Here is a 16,542-nt window from a genome sequence, read left to right as displayed (position 1 = left end):
TCTTTAGTCTTTTACACAACGCGCGCATTTTCATAAATATCGAAGTCGTCTTTGTACAAAGCCTCGACTTTACGTATCTGTTCCCGGCTTGGGGTGAAGCGTTTTTGCTTCGATTTGTTCATTACACGCTTTGTTTCTTCGGGGGGCAAGGCTTCAAGCCCAAATTCGCCGAGTATTTCTTTCAACGCGCCGTTCATCGATTCCAGCCGGTAAATCCGCTTCAGCATCACCGCGCCGTTCTCGTCGGTAACGTCCAGCGACATGCGCGAAATATGCGTCCGGAAATGAAGATTGGGGGACACGATGGATTTTTTCTCGTCATTCAGGCACTCGTCAAGCACATCCAGAAATATATCAAACGCGCGGCTGTCCGTCAGAGTCGCTTTGCCGGTGGATCGATAGATGCGCACGGAATCAAGAAGGCGCGCGCCTATCTCCGCGTTACGCCAGAACACATAATAAAACATCGAGAGACATCGATCGAGCGGCTCACGTGAAAACGCAAAGCTCAGTAAGTCATCCCAATTGTCCTTGTACAGAAACTTTTTGGCGAACTGCGCGCGCCGGAAGGTATACTCTCCAAGCACCACCCGGTAATTGTTGAGAATGTCGTTCCAGTCAGCGGGGTCCGATTGCAGAAAACAGCGCGGCGCATAATAGTGGTCCGTCTTGCTGTAAACGCTATCCGGCAACCGGTTCCGCGTGGACGTCCCGCCCGATTTTCGTATATGCAACCAAAACAGTTTCTGATTATTCATGCGTACACAATCTCACTGGCAGTCGGTGGAACGGCTTTTATGAGAGTTACCGCCTTTGCGCAAACGAAGCGTAAAGGCGGTCGGTTCTTCACGAAACCGGGTTTGTTAATAAAACTCAGACGCGTTTCTGAAATTCCAGGGTGACGGTTTGAACGGTTTCGGCGGGCTGCGCCGCATACATGGTTGTCATGGGAGCGTCCTCGGCGACGATCTCTATATAGTCGCCAAAGCCGTTGAATTTGGTGGCGAGCGCGCCGCCATAGGCGCCGGTGAGGCCGAACTCGATATAATCGCCCTCGCTGATGTCGGCGGGCAGGAAAAACGGCCCCTCCATGACGTCAATTGAATCGCAGGTCGGGCCGAACAGCTTGAACGGCTTCAGCGGACGGCGCGGAGAGCCTTCCTTGCGCAGCATTTTCACAGGGAAGTTGAGTCCGTCATGCGCGGCGTCGAATAGCGCGCCGTAAGCGCCGTCATTCAGGTAAAGCGCGCCGCCTTTGCGTAATTCCACGCGGGCGACGTGGCTGCCGGCTTCGGCGCATAGCGCGCGGCCCGGTTCGCACCACAAATCTGCGTTTTCCAGAACGGGCATTTCCTCGAACGCAGCCTTGATTTCCTCAATATAGTCGATCAGCGGCGGCGGGGTCAGGCCCGGATAGGCTGCCGGAAAACCGCCGCCCACATCGACAATATCGACCGTGACGCCGGCTGCGCGAATAATCTCGCTTACCGATTGCATGGCGACGCGCCAGGCTTCGGGGCGCATGCATTGCGAGCCAACGTGAAACGAAACGCCCAGTTCTTCGGCGACGGCGCGCGCTTCACGCAGGACCATTACCGCTTCCGGGCCGCTCGCGCCGAACTTTCCGGATAGTTTGTGTTGCGCGTAATCGGACGACACAGCGAGACGCACGATAATGTGCAGATCCGTAGCGCCGCCTGTTTCGGCAATCAGTTTCGCCAGCTCGGCCGAGGAATCGACGGCGAAAATGCGCACGCCGAAATCGAAATAGGCGCGGCGGATGGCCGAGCGCGCCTTCACCGGGTGCATATAGGCGAGCGTTGCGTCCGGACAGCGGCCGGCGATGAGTTCGATTTCCGGCAAGGACGCCACGTCGAACCATTTGACGCCGGCTGCGTACACTGCGTCAATAATCGCAGGGTGCGGGTTGGCTTTGACCGCATAAAGAACGTCGCCGGGAAAATGGCGCACGAACCAGTCCGCCGCGCGTGTCGCGGCGTGCGGGCGAAGACAATGTACGGGAAGGTCCGGCCCGGACCCTTCAATTCCTGTCCCTAGGACCAGCGCAAGCGCTGAAGTGTGCCTTTCCATCTCATGGAACCTCGCAAAAGCTGCTTCAACCAAGCGCCATTCTTGCGGAGAGGTCCCATGGGAATGGCGAAATCGCCAAATAGGAACGAAGCGGGGTCTTGTAAAGAAAAAATTGCGCGCGCGGACCGGTTTTTGCGCGCTTGTGCGTCGCCGGATTGTCAGCAGGGTGCGCGCGAGGCTGCTAAGGTGTTGTAATATTTCAAAGATTTTTATTCCAAACAGCCATGTCAAGCTTGCCAAATCGCAAAAATAGCGGGTTCATAATCGACTGGTTGTTGCGTCAAGGAGAGAGGATATGCGTTCTGAATTGGCTTTCAAGAAGCAGATGCTGGGCTATCGCCTGGCGACGGCGGAGATTCTCTACCATTTGCCGGATTATCCCGAGCTCTTGCAGTCCTATGTCTGGCAGGATTACGACATCGCGCCGTCCTATCCGGTGCTGCAAAAGTTTCTGGATTTCTGGAGCCGCGAGCTGGAGGGGCCGATTCATTCTGTGCGCCTTGCCGGCAAGCGGATCATCGGCGCGGCGGATCTGAGAACTGTCAGCGGATTTGGGCTGAACTAGGCTCGTTTTCAAATTGAATCCCGCTAGGCTGAATTAGCCGAAGCGGGAGCTGCGCGTTTGCCTACCATCTACGACCTCAAACCGAAATTTCAGGCGTTGTTGCGCCCACTTTGCAGCGCGCTGGCGAAGGACGGCGTCACCGCCAATCAGGTGACAATTGCGGCGTTCGGCTTGAGTTTGGCGCATGGCGCTGCGAATGCGGCGACGGGCGGCGCGGCGTGGGTGTTGCTGGCGCTGCCTTTTGTGTTGTTTGTTCGTATGGCGATGAACGCTATTGACGGCATGCTGGCGCGGGAATTCGGCCAGCAGTCAAGACTGGGCGCGATCCTCAACGAACTGACGGATGTTTTTTCAGACGCTGCGCTTTATCTGCCTTTCGCGCTGATTGCGGGCATGCCCGCCGCGCTCATTGTCATTTTGGTGATACTCGCAATTATTGCGGAAATGACCGGCGCTGTCGCGGTGCAGATCGGCGCGACACGGCGTTATGACGGGCCGTTCGGCAAATCGGACCGCGCCTTTTTCTTCGGCGCCCTGGCGTTGTTGCTCTTATTCATCGAACCGGGGCGGTGGAGTACGGTGCTTCTCGCTTTTGCTGCGGCGCTGGCGTTTGCGACTATCGTCAATCGCAGCCGAATGGCGCTAAAGGAAGGCCGTCATGGAAACGCCTGACGCTATATCCATGCGCGTTTTATGGGCTATCGGCGCCATCTACGCGCTGCTGATCGCCGCCAGCCTTATCGTCGCGGTGATGAAGCGCCGCCGCGTAAGCGAAGCGACGGCCGAATTGTCGCGCCGTGTGACGTCATGGTGGTTCATGATCACCATTTTCACCATCGCCATTGTCACCAATCCGGTTGTCTCCACAGTTTTCCTGGGCTTTGTGGCCTATCTGGCGTTCAAGGAATATGTGTCGCTCATCCCGACGCGCAGGGTCGACCGGTTGATCCTCCTGTTCGCGTATCTCGCGATCCCCGTTCAGTTCACCTTCGCGCACATGAACAGCTACGGGCTGTTTCTGGTTTTCATCCCCGTGTGGATGTTTCTGTTTTTTCCCATGGCCATGACGCTCACTGGCAGAACCGAAGGGTTTTTGCGCGCGGTCGGCACATTAAGCTGGGGACTGATGATTACCGTCTTCGCGCTCAGTCATACGGCGATGCTGCTGGCGGCTGACGACGCCGTGGCGGGGCCGGCGGGCGGGGCGGGACTGTTGCTGTTCCTTGTAGCGCTGACGCAGTTCAACGATGTGGCGCAGTTTACATGGGGCAAACTATTCGGGCGGCGCAAAATCACGCCGAAAGTCAGTCCCAAGAAGACCTGGGAAGGGTTTCTTGGCGGGCTTTTGTCCACGACGGTGCTGGCGGCGCTTGCCGGGCCGTTTCTGACGCCGCTGCCGATATACTATGCAGCGCTGGCCGGGGCCATGATCGCGGTCGCCGGGTTCCTCGGCGATATTACGATTTCCGCGTTCAAACGAGACCTTGGCGTCAAGGATTCAGGCGGGCTAATCCCCGGGCATGGCGGCATTCTCGACCGCGTTGACAGTCTTACCTACGCCGCGCCGGTTTTTTACCACGCCATGCATTTCTTTGCGTTCAGCGGGCGGATCTGATGACGCGGTTTTTGCAATTCCTGTTCTTTTTGCTGATCGTGCGCCCTGTGCTGCTGATTATTCTCGGCATGAATGTGCGCGGCCGCGAGAACCTGCCGACAAAAGGCCCGGCGATCATCGTCGCCAATCATAACTCTCACCTTGATACGCTGACCCTGATGGCGCTGTTCCCGCTGAAAGACTTGCATCGTTTGCGGCCGGCGGCGGCGGCTGACTATTTCCTCTCGAATAAATGGCTCGCCTGGTTTGCGACGCATATTATCCGCATCATTCCCTTGAAACGCACTGGCGTCGCCAGGAACCCGCTCGCCGATCTGGAGGCGGCGCTGGACCGCGATGAAATTCTGATTCTGTTCCCGGAAGGCTCGCGCGGTCAGCCGGAGCGGCGCGCGGAATTCAAACGCGGCGTCGCCTTTCTCGCCAAAGCGCGCGCCAACGCGCCCGTGCATCCAGTGTTCATGCATGGCCTCGGCAAAGCGCTGCCGCGCGGCAGTCTGATTCTTGTGCCGTTCAATTGTGATGTGATTGCGGAAAAACCAATCGGCTGGAGGGGCGATACAGGCGCTTTTATGGACAGTCTCGAAACCGCAATGAATGATCTTGCTGCGCAAGGCCGGTTTCATCCGTGGGAATAAGAGATCCAAAACTCTGGCTTGCCGGGGCCGCGCTTTGGGGTTTTGCCGAAGCGACTTTCTTTTTCATTGTGCCGGATGTTCTGCTGACGGCCGCGGTGCTCGTTTTCGGTCTGGCGCGGGCGTTTCGTCTCGCAGTGGTATCCGCATTTTCGGCGTCGGCCGGCGGGCTGATCATGATAATTTGGGGCGCAGGCGATATTGACGGCGCGCGGACGTTCTTGCTGGGCGTCCCGTTGATTGGCGACGATCTGATACATCGCGTGTCGGCTGAAATGAACGGTGCATGGCCAGTCAACATGACGCTCGGCGCGGTTACCGGCGCGCCCTATAAAATATATGCTGTAGAAGCGGGCGGCGCCGGGGTGAATCCGCTGCTTTTCGCGATTGTTTCTTTTGGCGCGCGTTTAATGCGTTTTACACTGGCGATCGGTATCGCGGCTGGCGGTTTTGCACTGGCGCAGCGGCTGGGGCTGGCGCGGCTTAACGCCGCCGGGCTTGCGCTCGTTTGGGCTGGCCTCTATGCGGCCTATGTCTGGATCCGTGTGAGCGCGAATTAAAACCCGTCCATCTGGTAATTTTGCCTGGAATAAGGCTTAGGTTAGGTTTGCATGCTCATTTTATTGATTAGGAGATTTCCCTTGCAGGACCTGTTGAAATTTACAGCCGCCGCCGCACTCGCGGTGACGCTGGCGGCGTGCGACCGGCCGGGCCCGGGCGAGCCGGAAGATCAGCCCGACTCGCCGACCGATATTGACCCGACCGACCCGGGCGCTGACTCATCGCGGGCGGCGTTGCCGGACGAAGCAAAGTCCGGCGCGGAACTCGAGGCGGATTTTCAAAAGAAAGCAACGGAAAACCTTGCGGCGTCAACAGCATTTCTTGACGACAATGCGCAACGCGAAGGCGTTAGCGTCACTGACAGCGGCCTGCAATATATGGTGCTTGAAGAGGGCGCTGAAGGCGGCGCCTCGCCGGAATCCACCGATCTTGTTGTTGTCCACTATGTTGGAACGCTAAAGGACGGCGTTGAATTCGATTCATCGCGCGCGCGCGGCGCCGCCGCACAATTTCCGCTTAATCAAGTCATTCCCGGCTGGACCGAAGGCGTCCAATTGATGAGCGAAGGCGACCGTTACCGATTTTTCGTGCCGCCCGCATTAGCATATGGCGAGACCGGCACACCCGGCGGGCCGATTGGCCCGAATGAAGCCCTGATCTTTGATGTGGAGTTGATAAAAGTGCAAAACCCCGAACGCAATCTGGAAGCCGCTCAGGAATTTCTGGCTGAGAATGAGAAAAAAGCAGAAGTCAAAACGACCCAGTCCGGCCTGCAATATGAGGTCATCAATGAAGGTGCGGGCGATGGTAAAAGTCCCGAAGCCACTGACACCGTAAAAGTGCACTATCAGGGCGCCCTGCTCAACGGAACGGAATTCGATTCATCATACGCTCGCGGCGAGCCGATCGAGTTTCCCCTCAATCGCGTTATTCCCGGCTGGACAGAAGGCGTCCAGCTGATGAGCGAGGGCGACAAATACCGTTTTTTCATACCGCCGGAACTCGCATATGGCGAAGGCGGCACGCCGGGCGGTCCGATCGGGCCCAACGAAGCGCTGGTGTTCGAAGTTGAGCTAATTGAAGTGAAATAGGCGGCGTTCGCTTGTGGGCGATGCTCAATCCGGGCCCGGAATGCAATGGCTTTCCGGGCTCTTCCTTTATATTGCTGCATGTATCGTAGTCTGATCAGTTATTTATGTGGTTAACGATTTTTACCTTTCATTTACGAACTTTATATTAAGGAGGGATGTAGCTGGCACTAAGGTCAGCGGTTAAGGGGATCTCTCCAATGAGAAAAGCGACAAAAAAAGCTGCAAAACCAGCAGCAAAGAAACGGACCGTAAAAGCCAAGGCCAAACCGGCCGCCCGCAAAACGGCCGCCAAGAAAAAAACATCAAAAAAAGTAAAGCTTAAAGTCGTCAAGAAGCCTGCCGCCAAACGCGCAGCGAAAAAGACGACGGCAAAAAAGAAGACGGCCCGCAAGCCTGCCGCAAAAAAGACAGCGGCAAGGAAGCCTGCAGCCAAAAAAACAGCGGCGAAAAAGCCGGCCAAGCGCACAGTAGCGCGCCGTAAAACAGCGACCCGCCGCAAAGCCGCGTAACGCTGTTCTGAATACAATCCAGGTGATGTTCCGGCGAATCGCCGGGACATCCACGATATTCAGCCGCCTGCGAAGGCGGCTTTTTTCTTTTGTTTGCGGGGTAATCAGCCCCGTCCAGCGATTGCCGCTTGCATGCGTGCGCCTTTGTCGGGCAAACCGTGCCTATGAAAGATATTGCACCACAGCTGGATTGGATCTCGCGCCTTGTTGCGTTTGACACAACATCGTCGCGTTCAAATTTCGCCCTTATCGAAGATATAGAACAGTATTTCGCCGGTTTCGGCATAGAGACGTATCGCGTCGAAAATGACGAGAGAACGAAGTCAAATCTGTACGCTGTTGTCGGGCCGCACGTTGCGGGCGGCGTCGTGCTTTCCGGCCATACAGATGTCGTTCCCGTCACCGGACAGGATTGGGACACTGATCCGTGGCGGGTTGTCGAAAAAGGGGGCAAACTCTTCGGGCGGGGTGTCGCCGACATGAAAAGTTTTTCCGCCATCGGGCTGTCGCTGGTGCCGGAAATGTTGAATGCGGGGCTGAAGCGCCCGATTATTTTTGCCCTGTCTTATGACGAGGAAGTCGGCTGCATCGGCGCGCCGCGCATGATTGCAGAACTTGTCAAAACGACGCCGTTGCCCTCAGCAGTTATTGTCGGCGAGCCTTCGAGCATGAAAGTGATCGACGGACACAAGGGCATCAGTTCGTTTCGAGTCACCGTTACAGGCTACACCACCCATTCCAGCCAGACGGATCGCGGCGTGTCCGCAGTAGAAGCGGCCGCGCGTCTGATCGCAAAGATCGCCGACATGCGCGCCCTGCGCGCCGCCAGCGCCGATCCGCAGTCGCCTTTCGAACCGCCTTATTCGACGATGACGGTGAATGTTGCGCACGGTGGTACGCAATTGAACATCATGGCTGGCGAAGCGTGGTTTGAATGGGATTTGCGCGTCGTGCCGGGCGATAGTTTTGATGAGATTGTCGAAGAATTTACTGACTTTGCAAAAGGCGTAGAGGCGGAAATGCGCACCAAAGCGCCCGGTTGCCGCGTTGAAATTCTACAGATGACAAATGTGCCGTTTCTGGCGCCGTCGCCGGCGAACCCGGCGGCTGACCTCGCCAAATCCCTGACAGGGAAAAACAGTACGGACGTCGTTGCTTACGCGGCGGAAGCGGGGCAATTTCAGGAAGCCGGATTGTCCGTCGTCATTTGCGGTCCGGGCTCCATCGACCAGGCGCATCAGGCGAATGAGTTTATTACAGTTGACCAGGTGCGCGAAGGGACTAAGTTCATCCGCAAGCTGATTGAAAAGCTAAGCGCCGCATAGAAAAGGACTATCATGATGTCGCCAGTTGAAGCCGCCAGTCTCTGGGTCGGGTTAAATGCTTTTTTGCTGATATTTTTAAGCGCGCGCGTCGGCGCAACACGCATGAAGCATAAAGTCAATCTCGGTGATGGCGGGAATGAGTACATGGTGAAAGCGATACGCACGCAAGGAAATTATATTGAATATGCGCCAGCGGCGCTTGGCGGTCTCGTTCTGCTGGCTTTATTGAACGCGCCGATCATGCTGATCCATTTATTGGGCGCGATGTTTTTATTTGCACGGATTTCTCATCTCCTGGGTCTGGGGATGGGCGTTTGGCCGCAAGGGCGCGTTGTCGGTACAGTGTTCACCATGATCACGCTGCTTGTTACGGGAATTTCCCTGATCACCCTTGCGGTGTTTTAGAAATCTGCTGTTAAGAGTTGTAAACGGAGCGTATCGAAAGCCGCATTTTATAAGGCGTTGCCGGTAAATTTTACTAACTTTTTACGGTGCTTTGCGAGCCTGCGGGATAAGTAAACCGGGCTATCCTGAAGAAAGGCGCCGATCTCCGTGAAAAAGATAACACAATGCCGCGCTTGCGGTTCGAAAGCGCTTACCCCGGCTTTTTCAATGCCATTGGGCGGCATGGAAAAACCATTTACACGAAAGCGCCAGGCGTCCTCGGACTTCGTATTATGCGATCCGTCTATCGAAGCGCGCGCATGCGGTCTTTTGCAATCGGCGCGCGCTGACCGGGCGGATGAGTTTATCGCCTCGGCCCGACACAGTTCGACGCGCGATCAGTTGCGCGCCGTCGCCACCGAAGCTTTGGAAATGATTTCCGGACGCGACTGCGCAGCCCTGGATATCGGATGCAGCGACGGCACGCTTTTGTCTTTCTACCCGCGCTGGGTGGATCGTTTCGGCGTTGATCCGGCTGATTTTCTCGACGAGATCGGCGACTGGGCGTGGACCGGAAAGGCGGCTTTTCCGTCCAAAGAACTCGATGATGCATTTGGCGAAAAAAAATTCGACATTATTACGGCGGTTTCCCTGCTTGAGCATCACGACAATCCGAAAACAGTGCTGTCGCGCGTAAAATCACTATTGACCGATGATGGCGTGTTCGTGCTCGAAACAATTTACGCGCCCATGGTGTTGACGCGCACATGCGTTGAAACACTGCAGGCTGGCGTTTCCGCTGTGTACTCGCTTTCCGTTATCGAGTGGATGCTGCGAGAGGCTGGGCTGAAAATATTCAAAGGCTCGCTTACTGGCAAGGAAGGCGGCTCCATCCGTCTTTTCATTACACATGCCGGTTTCGAAGACTATGATTTCGATCCATGGTACGAACGTCTGGCGCGATTGTGGGATGAGGAAAACGCCCTTGCAATGCGGGCGCTTCAGCCATACCAATCCTTTGAACAACGGGCGGGCGAAGTCCAACGCGACTTTATCGAGATACTGGAAGACATCGAATCGCGGGGAGAATGCGCCCATATTCTTGGCGCCGACGCACAAACTGCGGCGCTGCTTCGCTGGGCGGGACCGGCGGCGAAAGCCGTCACGGCGGTTGTGGATACGGACGCTGCGCGCGACGCGGCGCGTCTCGGCGAGACAGGCCCGAGAATTATATCGGATACTGAATGCCGCGCTGCAGAGCCCGACTTTTTGATCGCGTCAAGCCGCTACAAGCGCGAGACGCTGGAGTGCTGGCGTGAATCGATCATGCTTGGCGCCCGGATGATATTCCTGACGCCAACGCCGCATATCGTTACAGCAGCGAATTTTGCGGCTGAATATGGCAAAGCCATAAACGCTGGCGACGGGCCGGCGGGGGCGCAAACCTTGCGCGCCATCCTCGCCGCATCCGGCGGGCCGCGGCTGATAGCTGATAATCCGGGTCTGGTGAAAACAGCGAACGGCTAGTCGCGCACGCTGAGGAACCAGCGCTCGGCTCCTTCGAGCACCACGGCGGTCAGGGGACCGCCATAGCAAGCGCCTGTGTCCACATTAATTCTCCAACCGGCGTCTACCGGCTTTTCCTCCGGCGTGTGGCCATGCACAACGACAAAATCCGGCCGCTCGTCGGCGGCGGCGTTGTGAAATCGCGAACGAATCCACAACAGATCTTCCTCCGTCTGCTCTTCCATCGGCGCGCCGGGGCGAATGCCGGCATGCACGAATACATAATCGCCCTCGGTATGTGTAAGCGCGAGATTTTTGAGAAATTTCAAATGCCCGTTCGGCATGTTCTTGCGCAGCGCGTTGGCCAACAGCGCGTCGGGCAATGCGGTATCCACATCATAACTCGCCGCCGTCTCAAGACCGCCCCAATCAAGCCAGTGCGGAAGATCCTCCGGGTGGTTCAGAAAATCCAGCATGCTTGCTTCGTGATTGCCTTTTAAAAACACAGTTTCGTGTTTTGCTTCGGCGAGAGAAACCAGCCGTTCAATCACACCCCGGCTGTTCTCTCCCCGATCGACATAATCGCCTAGAAATACAAGCTGCGCTTTTGCCAAATCGTTGCAATCAGCTGAGATTGCATCAAGCAGGGCGTCCAGCAAATCCGCGCGCCCGTGAATATCGCCGATAGCGTAGATGCGTTTACCGTCCGGCGCAGCGGCCTCCCTGCCTTCACGATTGAGAAATTTCTCGAACATAATGGTTGTTAACTTTTAATCCCGCGTGCAAAAAAGCCTATAAAAAGAGTATAAGAAAAGTGACATAGAATCACTACCAACTCATTGCGGCGATAATGGGAGGATGAAAGCGGCTTTATGAGCGTTCTTGTAACAGGCGGCGCTGGCTATATCGGCGCCCATATGTTGCTGGCGCTGAAAGACGCCGGAGAGGACGCCGTTGCGCTCGACAATCTTTCAACCGGCGCGCGCTGGCTGACGCCTGCAGAAATTCCGTTTATCGAAGCGGATGTCGGCGATAAGACCGCGCTCGCGAAAACCTTTAAAGACCACAATATCACAGAAGTTATACATTTCGCAGGATCAATTCTGGTTCCGGAATCAATCAAAAAGCCGTTGGATTACTATGCCAACAATACGGCGAATATTCTGACGCTTTTGCGCGCTTGTGTCGAAGCGGGCGTAAAGCGTTTCATTTTTTCATCCACCGCCGCTGTCTACGGCGTGCCTGATCGCGTGCCGATTTCCGAACAGGCGTTATTGCATTCGATTACGCCTTATGGCGCTTCTATGGCGATGAGTGAGCGCATACTGAAAGATGCGTCCGCAGTGCACGATCTTTCCTATGTAACGCTGCGCTATTTCAATGTCGCCGGTGCTGATCCTGATATGCGCGCCGGAGAAATCGGCAAGCCGACGCATCTGATCAAGGCGGCCGCTCAGATTGCGCTTGGCCGGCGCCAGGAAAAACTGCAAATTTATGGCGGCGACTATCCGACGCCGGACGGCAGCGCCATTCGCGATTATGTACATGTGAGCGATCTTGCGCAAGCGCATCTCGAAGCCCTGGAGCGATTACGCAGCGGCGGTTCGTCGATCACGCTGAATTGCGGCTATGGGCGCGGCTATTCCGTCTACGAAGTTGTAGAAGCCTTCCACAGGGTTACAGGCGAAGCATTATCCTACGAAACCGCGCCGCGGCGCGCGGGCGACCCTGCGCAATTAATCGCGGACAACGCCGCCATACGCACTGTTCTCGACTGGCGACCGCGCTATGATGATATCGACTTCATCGTGGAAACAGCGATTGAGTGGGAACGTCAACTGGCGAAACGCGATGGCTGATATGCCGGTGCACCGTTTGTGGCTGCGTGTTCTCTTTGTCGCGCTTTTTCTATGCGTTACTTTTCTCACATTGACGCCTAATCCAGTGGAGACAGAATCCGGCTTTGCGTTTACGCGCTGGTTGTCGTCGGCCATATTGGGGGATGCTGAAAACGCCGATAAAATCGGTCATTTTATCGCCTATGCTGCGCTTGCCGTATCAGCGTTCTGGGCGCGTCTGTTTTTATATTCAAGACGGTGGGCGACGATGATCGGGCTGGCGCTATACGGAATAGCGCTAGAAATACTGCAAGGGATGGGCGGTGTGCGCTCGCCAGAATTAGCGGACGCAATAGCAAACGCGCTGGGCGCGCTGTGCGGGTTTCTCGCCGCAATAGGCGCAGCGCAAATCGTGAGAAGACGCGTTTTGTGAGCGCGGCGATCATCATACCGGCCCGTTATCAGTCGAGCCGCTTGCCGGGTAAGCCTTTGTTAAAAGACACCGGCAAAACGCTCATTCAGCATGTCTTTGAGAATGCACGGCTGGTGAAAAACGCCTCCCGCATTATTGTCGCCACCGATGATGAACGCATCCGTGATTGCGTAATGGGTTTTGGCGGAGAGGCGGTTATGACCTCGCCAACGCATAGTTCCGGAAGTGCGCGCGCCGCCGAGGCGGCGGAGACGATAGAAGCGGAAATCATCGTCAACTTGCAAGGGGACGAGCCCGAGATTTCACCGGCGCATATTGACCGGCTGATCGAAATTCAGGCGAACGTAAAACCATTTGCCTCGACGCTGGCCTGCCGTTTCCCTGATACTGCGCGTTATGGTCCCGGTTCGCCGGAGGACCCGGCGGCGGTAAAAGCGCTTCTGGGTGAAGAAATAGAGACGCGCTTGCATTGGGCGCGATATTTTACGCGGGTTGTCTGTCCGTGGCCGAGAGATAACAACAATTTTATTGCCTCGCCATCAGATTATTTCCTTCATGTGGGCGTTTACGCTTTTTCAAAATCAAGTCTTACGCGTTTTGCTCAAGCGAAGTCGGGCGCTTTAGAGACTGCTGAGCGGCTGGAGCAACTTCGTATTCTGGAAATGAATGAAAAAATCGCGGTTGGCGTTGTGGGCGAGGCCGCGCCGGGCGTCGACACGCAGCAAGATTACGCTGCGTTCGTCCAAAGGACAAAAAACGGCGCCGCCGGACGCTAAGGGTTGGGGTGTGCGTGCAGGCGGCGCCTGTCGGCGGTTCGCAGGGTGGCGGACCGCCTGGTTTTTGGAGCGTTGTTTACGCCAACGCTGAATATGCGTAGATCGCGGGGTAAGCTGCAGCGGCGATAACGCTGACGGTGGTGATGATTGTAATCAGTCTGGCCAAGGGGTTCTCTCCGTTTCTTGTTATGAGCGGGAGATAAGCGTGCGCAGCAGCGGTGAAAAGATACGCCGCCTGCATTTTGGCGCGAAGGGAAAACAGTTCGTCGAATGACGATTTTAACCAATTCGGATTGTCGCTGCGCTCACTCGCTTCGGCGTGAAACAGCTTGGCGCCAGTCTTTTGGAAAGGCTGCCGTATCCGCGCCGGAATGTGCGCGGACGAGATCGCCGATCGCCGCATCCGCTTTCAAAGCTGAAAAGGACTGCGCGCCATCAATTAAGTCGCGTGCGTAAAGATGCTCTGCCGCATACCCAGTCAGAACATGGGAATAGTGCCAGGGTAACGCGCCCGGAAATGCAGAATTCACCGCTTTTGCGAGCTCATTGGTGCAGTTGGACGTCAGCGTATTATAAAATCGCGGCTGGTTTCGCAATTGATTGGTGCGGTCAACGAAATGGTTAAAAACAATGCGCGTCTGCTCCGGCGTTATGTCGAGACGGTAGGCATATAGCTCATGATCAAGACCAACAGCGATACGCGAGAGTATGTCTTTCTCTGTGGACCATTGATAAATCAATTCGTAGGCGTTGAAGGCGCCGCGCAAACCTGAGTAGGTCTCGCCCTCTTCTTTGCGCGCTTCAACGGAAATACTGATGGTCTGCGCGGTTTCACCGTCAAAAACAAAACTCAAAAAACTGTGTGCCGCGCCGTCCCATGATTCAAACGGCTCGATAAAAAACCAGATTTCCGCAAGATCTTCTCTATTGATAATCTGATCAACCCATTGCTGTTTGAAAGGCGCGCCGTCTTTGCCGAACTCAAAATCGCGCATCTCACGCAACACCATGTCCTTCGCGCTGAGCGTTTCGAAATACGGCGTTCGGGAAAACGCGTGCTCCCAAATCCGGTCATTACGCGGCGTACGCATGGTTATGACCAGCAAGACGCTGTAAAGGACAAGTAATACGACGCCTGCGATGATAAACTGAATACGCACTGTAGCTCCCCTGAAAAAACCGGCCGTATCAAACCCTGGCGCAGGCTGCATGACTTGCCAATATGCTGCGAACATGGCCCACTGCAGCGAAGGCAAAAAATAAGGCTCAACCTATGGAATCTCTACTTTCCCCGGAAAACCTGTTTACGCTGCTTATGCTGATCGCGCTGCAGGCGGTGCTGGGCTTTGATAACCTTCTTTATATATCCATCGAATCCGGGCGTGTGCCCGAAGCCTATCAGAGAAGGGTGCGCTGGATCGGCATCGGGCTCGCTATAATCCTCCGGCTTGTTTTGATGGTTGTCGTGTTGGGGCTTATCAATTCGCTGACCCAGCCGCTTTTTGACATACAAATCGAGCGCGTATTTGTCGCTTCCTTTACCTTTCACGCGCTGGTGTCAATTCTGGGGGGCGGCTTCATCATGTATACAGCGGTAAAAGAAATCATGCATCTGCTCGCTGTAGAGCATGTCGAAAATCTCGACAAGCAGCACACGAAATCCGTTCCCGTTGCAATTGCAACAATCGTCTTCGTGAACCTCATTTTTTCATTTGATTCGCTGCTTTCGGCGATTGCGCTGACGCATGTCGTCTGGGTGATCGCCGCCGCCATAATCATCAGCGGCGTCATGATGATCGTGCTGGCCGATCAGGTTTCCATTTTCCTGAAGAAAAATCGCATGTTTGAAGTGATCGGCCTGTTCATTCTGTTTATTGTCGGGGTGTTGCTGATTACCGAGGGCGGCCATCTCGCGCATATGGAGTTGTTCACGTTCAAAGTTGAGGCGATGTCAAAAGCGAGTTTCTATTTCGTCATATTCGTGATGGTGATTGTATCGATTGTGCAGACCCGCTACCGCAACAAGCTTGAGGCGTTACGCGCAAAAGAACTTGGCGACGCAGCGCACTAGGCTCTGGCGTCTGCGTGTCATCATGGAAAAGTAACTTCAGACGCTTTATTCCATCGGGCGGAAAATAAGCGTCAACACCACGCCAATAATGCCGAGGACGCCCCACAAAGGGAGTCCCATAATGGTGCCAAGCGCCTGGGAGACGCCGCCGGGAGAATTGTCCACGATGGACGCGCCATCAACGCCCATCAGCGCCAGCACAGATTCTGTTGTTCGCATCACGGGCTCGCCGCTTTCCAGCGATGAGACGCCGTCCGCCCCTAACAATGCGATTGCTAGCGCCACCAGCACCCACGCAATAAACCGAAACGCCGCCATGCCGGCCCCCTCTTATAGTTAACGCAAAACTCTGGAATTAAAGATAACCCGGCGGCCCGATACCTGCAAACCCCCAAAACGCAGACCGCCCAAGGGGCTTGAAAAGGCAGGGGATTAAGCCTTGCGCGCTTGGCACCTCGCTGGTATTTGCGGCGGTTCTGAAGGACAGGTGGCCGAGTGGTTGAAGGCGCACGCCTGGAACGCGTGTAGGCGGGTAACCGTCTCGAGGGTTCGAATCCCTCTCTGTCCGCCATCTAATTTCGATCAAAATAGCAGTTCCCGGGAGCGCTTGATTTAGCGCCGGTTTTTCAATGCGTTGTTGGCTTAATTTGATAGGCATGCAGTCTCCCGGGCCGCTGAGGTCGGCGTGATTTAGAGGGCGGTGACCGAACGTCTCTCGGCGTATTTGAGTGATTCAGTGTCGGCGCGAGAGACGGTTTGGCGTGCAGCATCAAATCCGAGCGAGTGAGTTTGCGAACTCCAGATGGGAGACAGCTGCGTTTCGTTGATCTGCCGGAGCGAAAGTCCTGGCGGCTGCTTTCCATTGAGGATGGTCTCAATGATGTTCGGTGAGAGATACGCAAGGCGCAGGATTTTCCAGACATATCGCTCTGAAAGCGACTTAGCCTTCGCCAAGTTCTTTACCGACGAAAATGCGCCGATCTCAAGCGCCTTGCGCCACCCATACGCCTGGGCGACAGCTTTGATAAGACCTTCATTTCGGTTGTTTTTTCCGCCAGCTTGCAGGATGTAACGGCGATGGCTCGGTTTTTCAAGCTGGCACGGAATGCGTATGCTCACTTGCTCCGTCTGAGATTGATTCAGTG

19 protein-coding genes, 1 tRNA gene and 2 pseudogenes are annotated in these 16,542 nt (G+C 55.6%); 15 read left to right on the top strand and 7 right to left on the bottom strand.

Features of this window, described 5'->3' with window-relative positions:
* Nucleotides 1-11 precede the first annotated feature (11 nt).
* Nucleotides 12-758 carry a sulfotransferase family 2 domain-containing protein gene (locus tag ACQK2Q_RS11795; protein ID WP_425409939.1) on the bottom strand — a complete coding sequence of 249 codons (747 nt, stop codon included), beginning with the start codon at nt 756-758 and terminating at the stop codon, nt 12-14.
* A 115-nt stretch (nt 759-873) separates the two neighbouring features.
* Nucleotides 874-2,091 carry a type III PLP-dependent enzyme gene (locus tag ACQK2Q_RS11790; protein WP_425409938.1) on the bottom strand — a complete coding sequence of 406 codons (1,218 nt, stop codon included), beginning with the start codon at nt 2,089-2,091 and terminating at the stop codon, nt 874-876.
* A 295-nt stretch (nt 2,092-2,386) separates the two neighbouring features.
* Here ACQK2Q_RS11790 and ACQK2Q_RS11785 point away from each other — a divergent pair, with 295 nt between their 5' ends.
* From ACQK2Q_RS11785 to ACQK2Q_RS11755, 7 genes and pseudogenes are all read left to right on the top strand, one after another.
* Nucleotides 2,387-2,656 (top strand): usg protein, encoded by a 270-nt coding sequence (locus ACQK2Q_RS11785; RefSeq protein WP_425409937.1) that lies wholly within the window; start codon nt 2,387-2,389, stop codon nt 2,654-2,656.
* Between the two features lie 57 nt (nt 2,657-2,713).
* Nucleotides 2,714-3,328 (top strand): CDP-alcohol phosphatidyltransferase family protein, encoded by a 615-nt coding sequence (locus tag ACQK2Q_RS11780; RefSeq protein ID WP_425409936.1) that lies wholly within the window; start codon nt 2,714-2,716, stop codon nt 3,326-3,328.
* On the top strand, nt 3,315-4,271 hold the full coding sequence (locus ACQK2Q_RS11775; RefSeq protein WP_425409935.1) for a phosphatidate cytidylyltransferase: 957 nt from the start codon (nt 3,315-3,317) through the stop codon (nt 4,269-4,271). Before ACQK2Q_RS11780 ends, ACQK2Q_RS11775 begins: the two co-directional genes overlap by 14 nt.
* Nucleotides 4,271-4,906 (top strand): lysophospholipid acyltransferase family protein, encoded by a 636-nt coding sequence (locus ACQK2Q_RS11770; protein ID WP_425409934.1) that lies wholly within the window; start codon nt 4,271-4,273, stop codon nt 4,904-4,906. Before ACQK2Q_RS11775 ends, ACQK2Q_RS11770 begins: the two co-directional genes overlap by 1 nt.
* Nucleotides 4,897-5,463: a hypothetical protein gene (locus ACQK2Q_RS11765; RefSeq protein ID WP_425409933.1), complete on the top strand. Its 567-nt coding sequence runs from the start codon at nt 4,897-4,899 to the stop codon at nt 5,461-5,463. The genes ACQK2Q_RS11770 and ACQK2Q_RS11765 overlap by 10 nt, the downstream gene beginning before the upstream one ends.
* Before the next feature lie 51 nt (nt 5,464-5,514).
* Nucleotides 5,515-6,129 (top strand): annotated as a pseudogene (locus tag ACQK2Q_RS11760) (FKBP-type peptidyl-prolyl cis-trans isomerase); the annotation flags it as partial.
* 33 nt (nt 6,130-6,162) lie between these two features.
* Nucleotides 6,163-6,555 (top strand): annotated as a pseudogene (locus tag ACQK2Q_RS11755) (FKBP-type peptidyl-prolyl cis-trans isomerase); the annotation flags it as partial.
* A 145-nt stretch (nt 6,556-6,700) separates the two neighbouring features.
* On the opposite strand, the gene ACQK2Q_RS11750 reads toward ACQK2Q_RS11755, so the two are convergent.
* Entirely contained in the window at nt 6,701-7,081 is a 381-nt protein-coding gene (locus tag ACQK2Q_RS11750) for a hypothetical protein (RefSeq protein ID WP_425409932.1), read from the bottom strand.
* Nucleotides 7,082-7,228: 147 nt separating this feature from the next.
* Between ACQK2Q_RS11750 and argE the strand changes: the two genes are divergently transcribed.
* From argE to ACQK2Q_RS11735, 3 genes are all read left to right on the top strand, one after another.
* The gene (argE, locus tag ACQK2Q_RS11745; RefSeq protein ID WP_425409931.1) at nt 7,229-8,389 is read left to right on the top strand and encodes an acetylornithine deacetylase; all 1,161 of its coding nucleotides are present in this window, start codon (nt 7,229-7,231) and stop codon (nt 8,387-8,389) included.
* Nucleotides 8,390-8,401: 12 nt separating this feature from the next.
* Complete coding sequence (locus ACQK2Q_RS11740; protein ID WP_425409930.1) at nt 8,402-8,794, top strand: MAPEG family protein; 393 nt, start codon at nt 8,402-8,404, stop codon at nt 8,792-8,794.
* Between the two features lie 147 nt (nt 8,795-8,941).
* Nucleotides 8,942-10,300 carry a class I SAM-dependent methyltransferase gene (locus tag ACQK2Q_RS11735; RefSeq protein ID WP_425409929.1) on the top strand — a complete coding sequence of 453 codons (1,359 nt, stop codon included), beginning with the start codon at nt 8,942-8,944 and terminating at the stop codon, nt 10,298-10,300.
* Here ACQK2Q_RS11735 and ACQK2Q_RS11730 read toward each other — a convergent pair.
* Nucleotides 10,297-11,034, bottom strand: a complete 738-nt coding sequence (locus ACQK2Q_RS11730; protein WP_425409928.1) for a metallophosphoesterase family protein — start codon at nt 11,032-11,034, stop codon at nt 10,297-10,299. The two genes, ACQK2Q_RS11735 and ACQK2Q_RS11730, sit on opposite strands and share 4 nt — an antisense overlap.
* 117 nt (nt 11,035-11,151) lie before the next feature.
* On the opposite strand from ACQK2Q_RS11730, the gene galE reads away from it, so the two are divergent.
* The 3 genes from galE to kdsB are packed head-to-tail and all read left to right on the top strand — an operon-like array spanning nt 11,152 to nt 13,326.
* Nucleotides 11,152-12,138 carry a UDP-glucose 4-epimerase GalE gene (gene galE / locus ACQK2Q_RS11725; RefSeq protein ID WP_425409927.1) on the top strand — a complete coding sequence of 329 codons (987 nt, stop codon included), beginning with the start codon at nt 11,152-11,154 and terminating at the stop codon, nt 12,136-12,138.
* Entirely contained in the window at nt 12,131-12,550 is a 420-nt protein-coding gene (locus tag ACQK2Q_RS11720) for a VanZ family protein (protein WP_425409926.1), read from the top strand. Before galE ends, ACQK2Q_RS11720 begins: the two co-directional genes overlap by 8 nt.
* A complete protein-coding gene (gene kdsB, locus ACQK2Q_RS11715) occupies nt 12,547-13,326 on the top strand; it encodes a 3-deoxy-manno-octulosonate cytidylyltransferase (RefSeq protein ID WP_425409925.1) in 780 nt (259 codons plus the stop codon). The genes ACQK2Q_RS11720 and kdsB overlap by 4 nt, the downstream gene beginning before the upstream one ends.
* Before the next feature lie 305 nt (nt 13,327-13,631).
* On the opposite strand, the gene ACQK2Q_RS11710 is transcribed toward kdsB, so the two are convergent.
* Complete coding sequence (locus tag ACQK2Q_RS11710; RefSeq protein WP_425409924.1) at nt 13,632-14,486, bottom strand: DUF4105 domain-containing protein; 855 nt, start codon at nt 14,484-14,486, stop codon at nt 13,632-13,634.
* 113 nt (nt 14,487-14,599) lie between these two features.
* On the opposite strand from ACQK2Q_RS11710, the gene ACQK2Q_RS11705 reads away from it, so the two are divergent.
* Nucleotides 14,600-15,397, top strand: a complete 798-nt coding sequence (locus ACQK2Q_RS11705; protein WP_425409923.1) for a TerC family protein — start codon at nt 14,600-14,602, stop codon at nt 15,395-15,397.
* Nucleotides 15,398-15,442: 45 nt separating this feature from the next.
* Here the strand turns inward: ACQK2Q_RS11705 and ACQK2Q_RS11700 are convergent, their stop codons facing one another.
* The gene (locus ACQK2Q_RS11700; protein ID WP_425409922.1) at nt 15,443-15,715 is read right to left on the bottom strand and encodes a hypothetical protein; all 273 of its coding nucleotides are present in this window, start codon (nt 15,713-15,715) and stop codon (nt 15,443-15,445) included.
* 163 nt (nt 15,716-15,878) lie between these two features.
* Here ACQK2Q_RS11700 and ACQK2Q_RS11695 point away from each other — a divergent pair.
* Nucleotides 15,879-15,968, top strand: a tRNA-Ser gene (locus ACQK2Q_RS11695).
* A 119-nt stretch (nt 15,969-16,087) separates the two neighbouring features.
* Here ACQK2Q_RS11695 and ACQK2Q_RS11690 read toward each other — a convergent pair.
* The gene (locus ACQK2Q_RS11690) at nt 16,088-16,516 is read right to left on the bottom strand and encodes a hypothetical protein (protein WP_425409921.1); all 429 of its coding nucleotides are present in this window, start codon (nt 16,514-16,516) and stop codon (nt 16,088-16,090) included.
* Nucleotides 16,517-16,542: the final 26 nt, after the last annotated feature.

This window comes from Hyphococcus sp. (assembly GCF_965228385.1).
In the GTDB taxonomy this organism is placed as follows: domain Bacteria; phylum Pseudomonadota; class Alphaproteobacteria; order Caulobacterales; family Parvularculaceae; genus Hyphococcus.
Note: the sequence above shows the minus strand (reverse complement) of the source record. Positions and strands in the feature narration are given on the sequence as shown.

Bases quoted from the DNA above. Each gene is read 5' to 3' on its own strand.
- ACQK2Q_RS11795 (WP_425409939.1), bottom strand. From the start codon at position 758: ATGAATAATCAGAAACTGTTTTGGTTGCATATACGAAAATCGGGCGGG.
- ACQK2Q_RS11790 (WP_425409938.1), bottom strand. From the start codon at position 2,091: ATGGAAAGGCACACTTCAGCGCTTGCGCTGGTCCTAGGGACAGGAATT.
- ACQK2Q_RS11785 (WP_425409937.1), top strand. From the start codon at position 2,387: ATGCGTTCTGAATTGGCTTTCAAGAAGCAGATGCTGGGCTATCGCCTG.
- ACQK2Q_RS11775 (WP_425409935.1), top strand. From the start codon at position 3,315: ATGGAAACGCCTGACGCTATATCCATGCGCGTTTTATGGGCTATCGGC.
- ACQK2Q_RS11770 (WP_425409934.1), top strand. From the start codon at position 4,271: ATGACGCGGTTTTTGCAATTCCTGTTCTTTTTGCTGATCGTGCGCCCT.
- argE (WP_425409931.1), top strand. From the start codon at position 7,229: ATGAAAGATATTGCACCACAGCTGGATTGGATCTCGCGCCTTGTTGCG.
- ACQK2Q_RS11740 (WP_425409930.1), top strand. From the start codon at position 8,402: ATGATGTCGCCAGTTGAAGCCGCCAGTCTCTGGGTCGGGTTAAATGCT.
- ACQK2Q_RS11730 (WP_425409928.1), bottom strand. From the start codon at position 11,034: ATGTTCGAGAAATTTCTCAATCGTGAAGGCAGGGAGGCCGCTGCGCCG.
- galE (WP_425409927.1), top strand. From the start codon at position 11,152: ATGAGCGTTCTTGTAACAGGCGGCGCTGGCTATATCGGCGCCCATATG.
- ACQK2Q_RS11720 (WP_425409926.1), top strand. From the start codon at position 12,131: ATGGCTGATATGCCGGTGCACCGTTTGTGGCTGCGTGTTCTCTTTGTC.
- ACQK2Q_RS11705 (WP_425409923.1), top strand. From the start codon at position 14,600: ATGGAATCTCTACTTTCCCCGGAAAACCTGTTTACGCTGCTTATGCTG.
- ACQK2Q_RS11700 (WP_425409922.1), bottom strand. From the start codon at position 15,715: ATGGCGGCGTTTCGGTTTATTGCGTGGGTGCTGGTGGCGCTAGCAATC.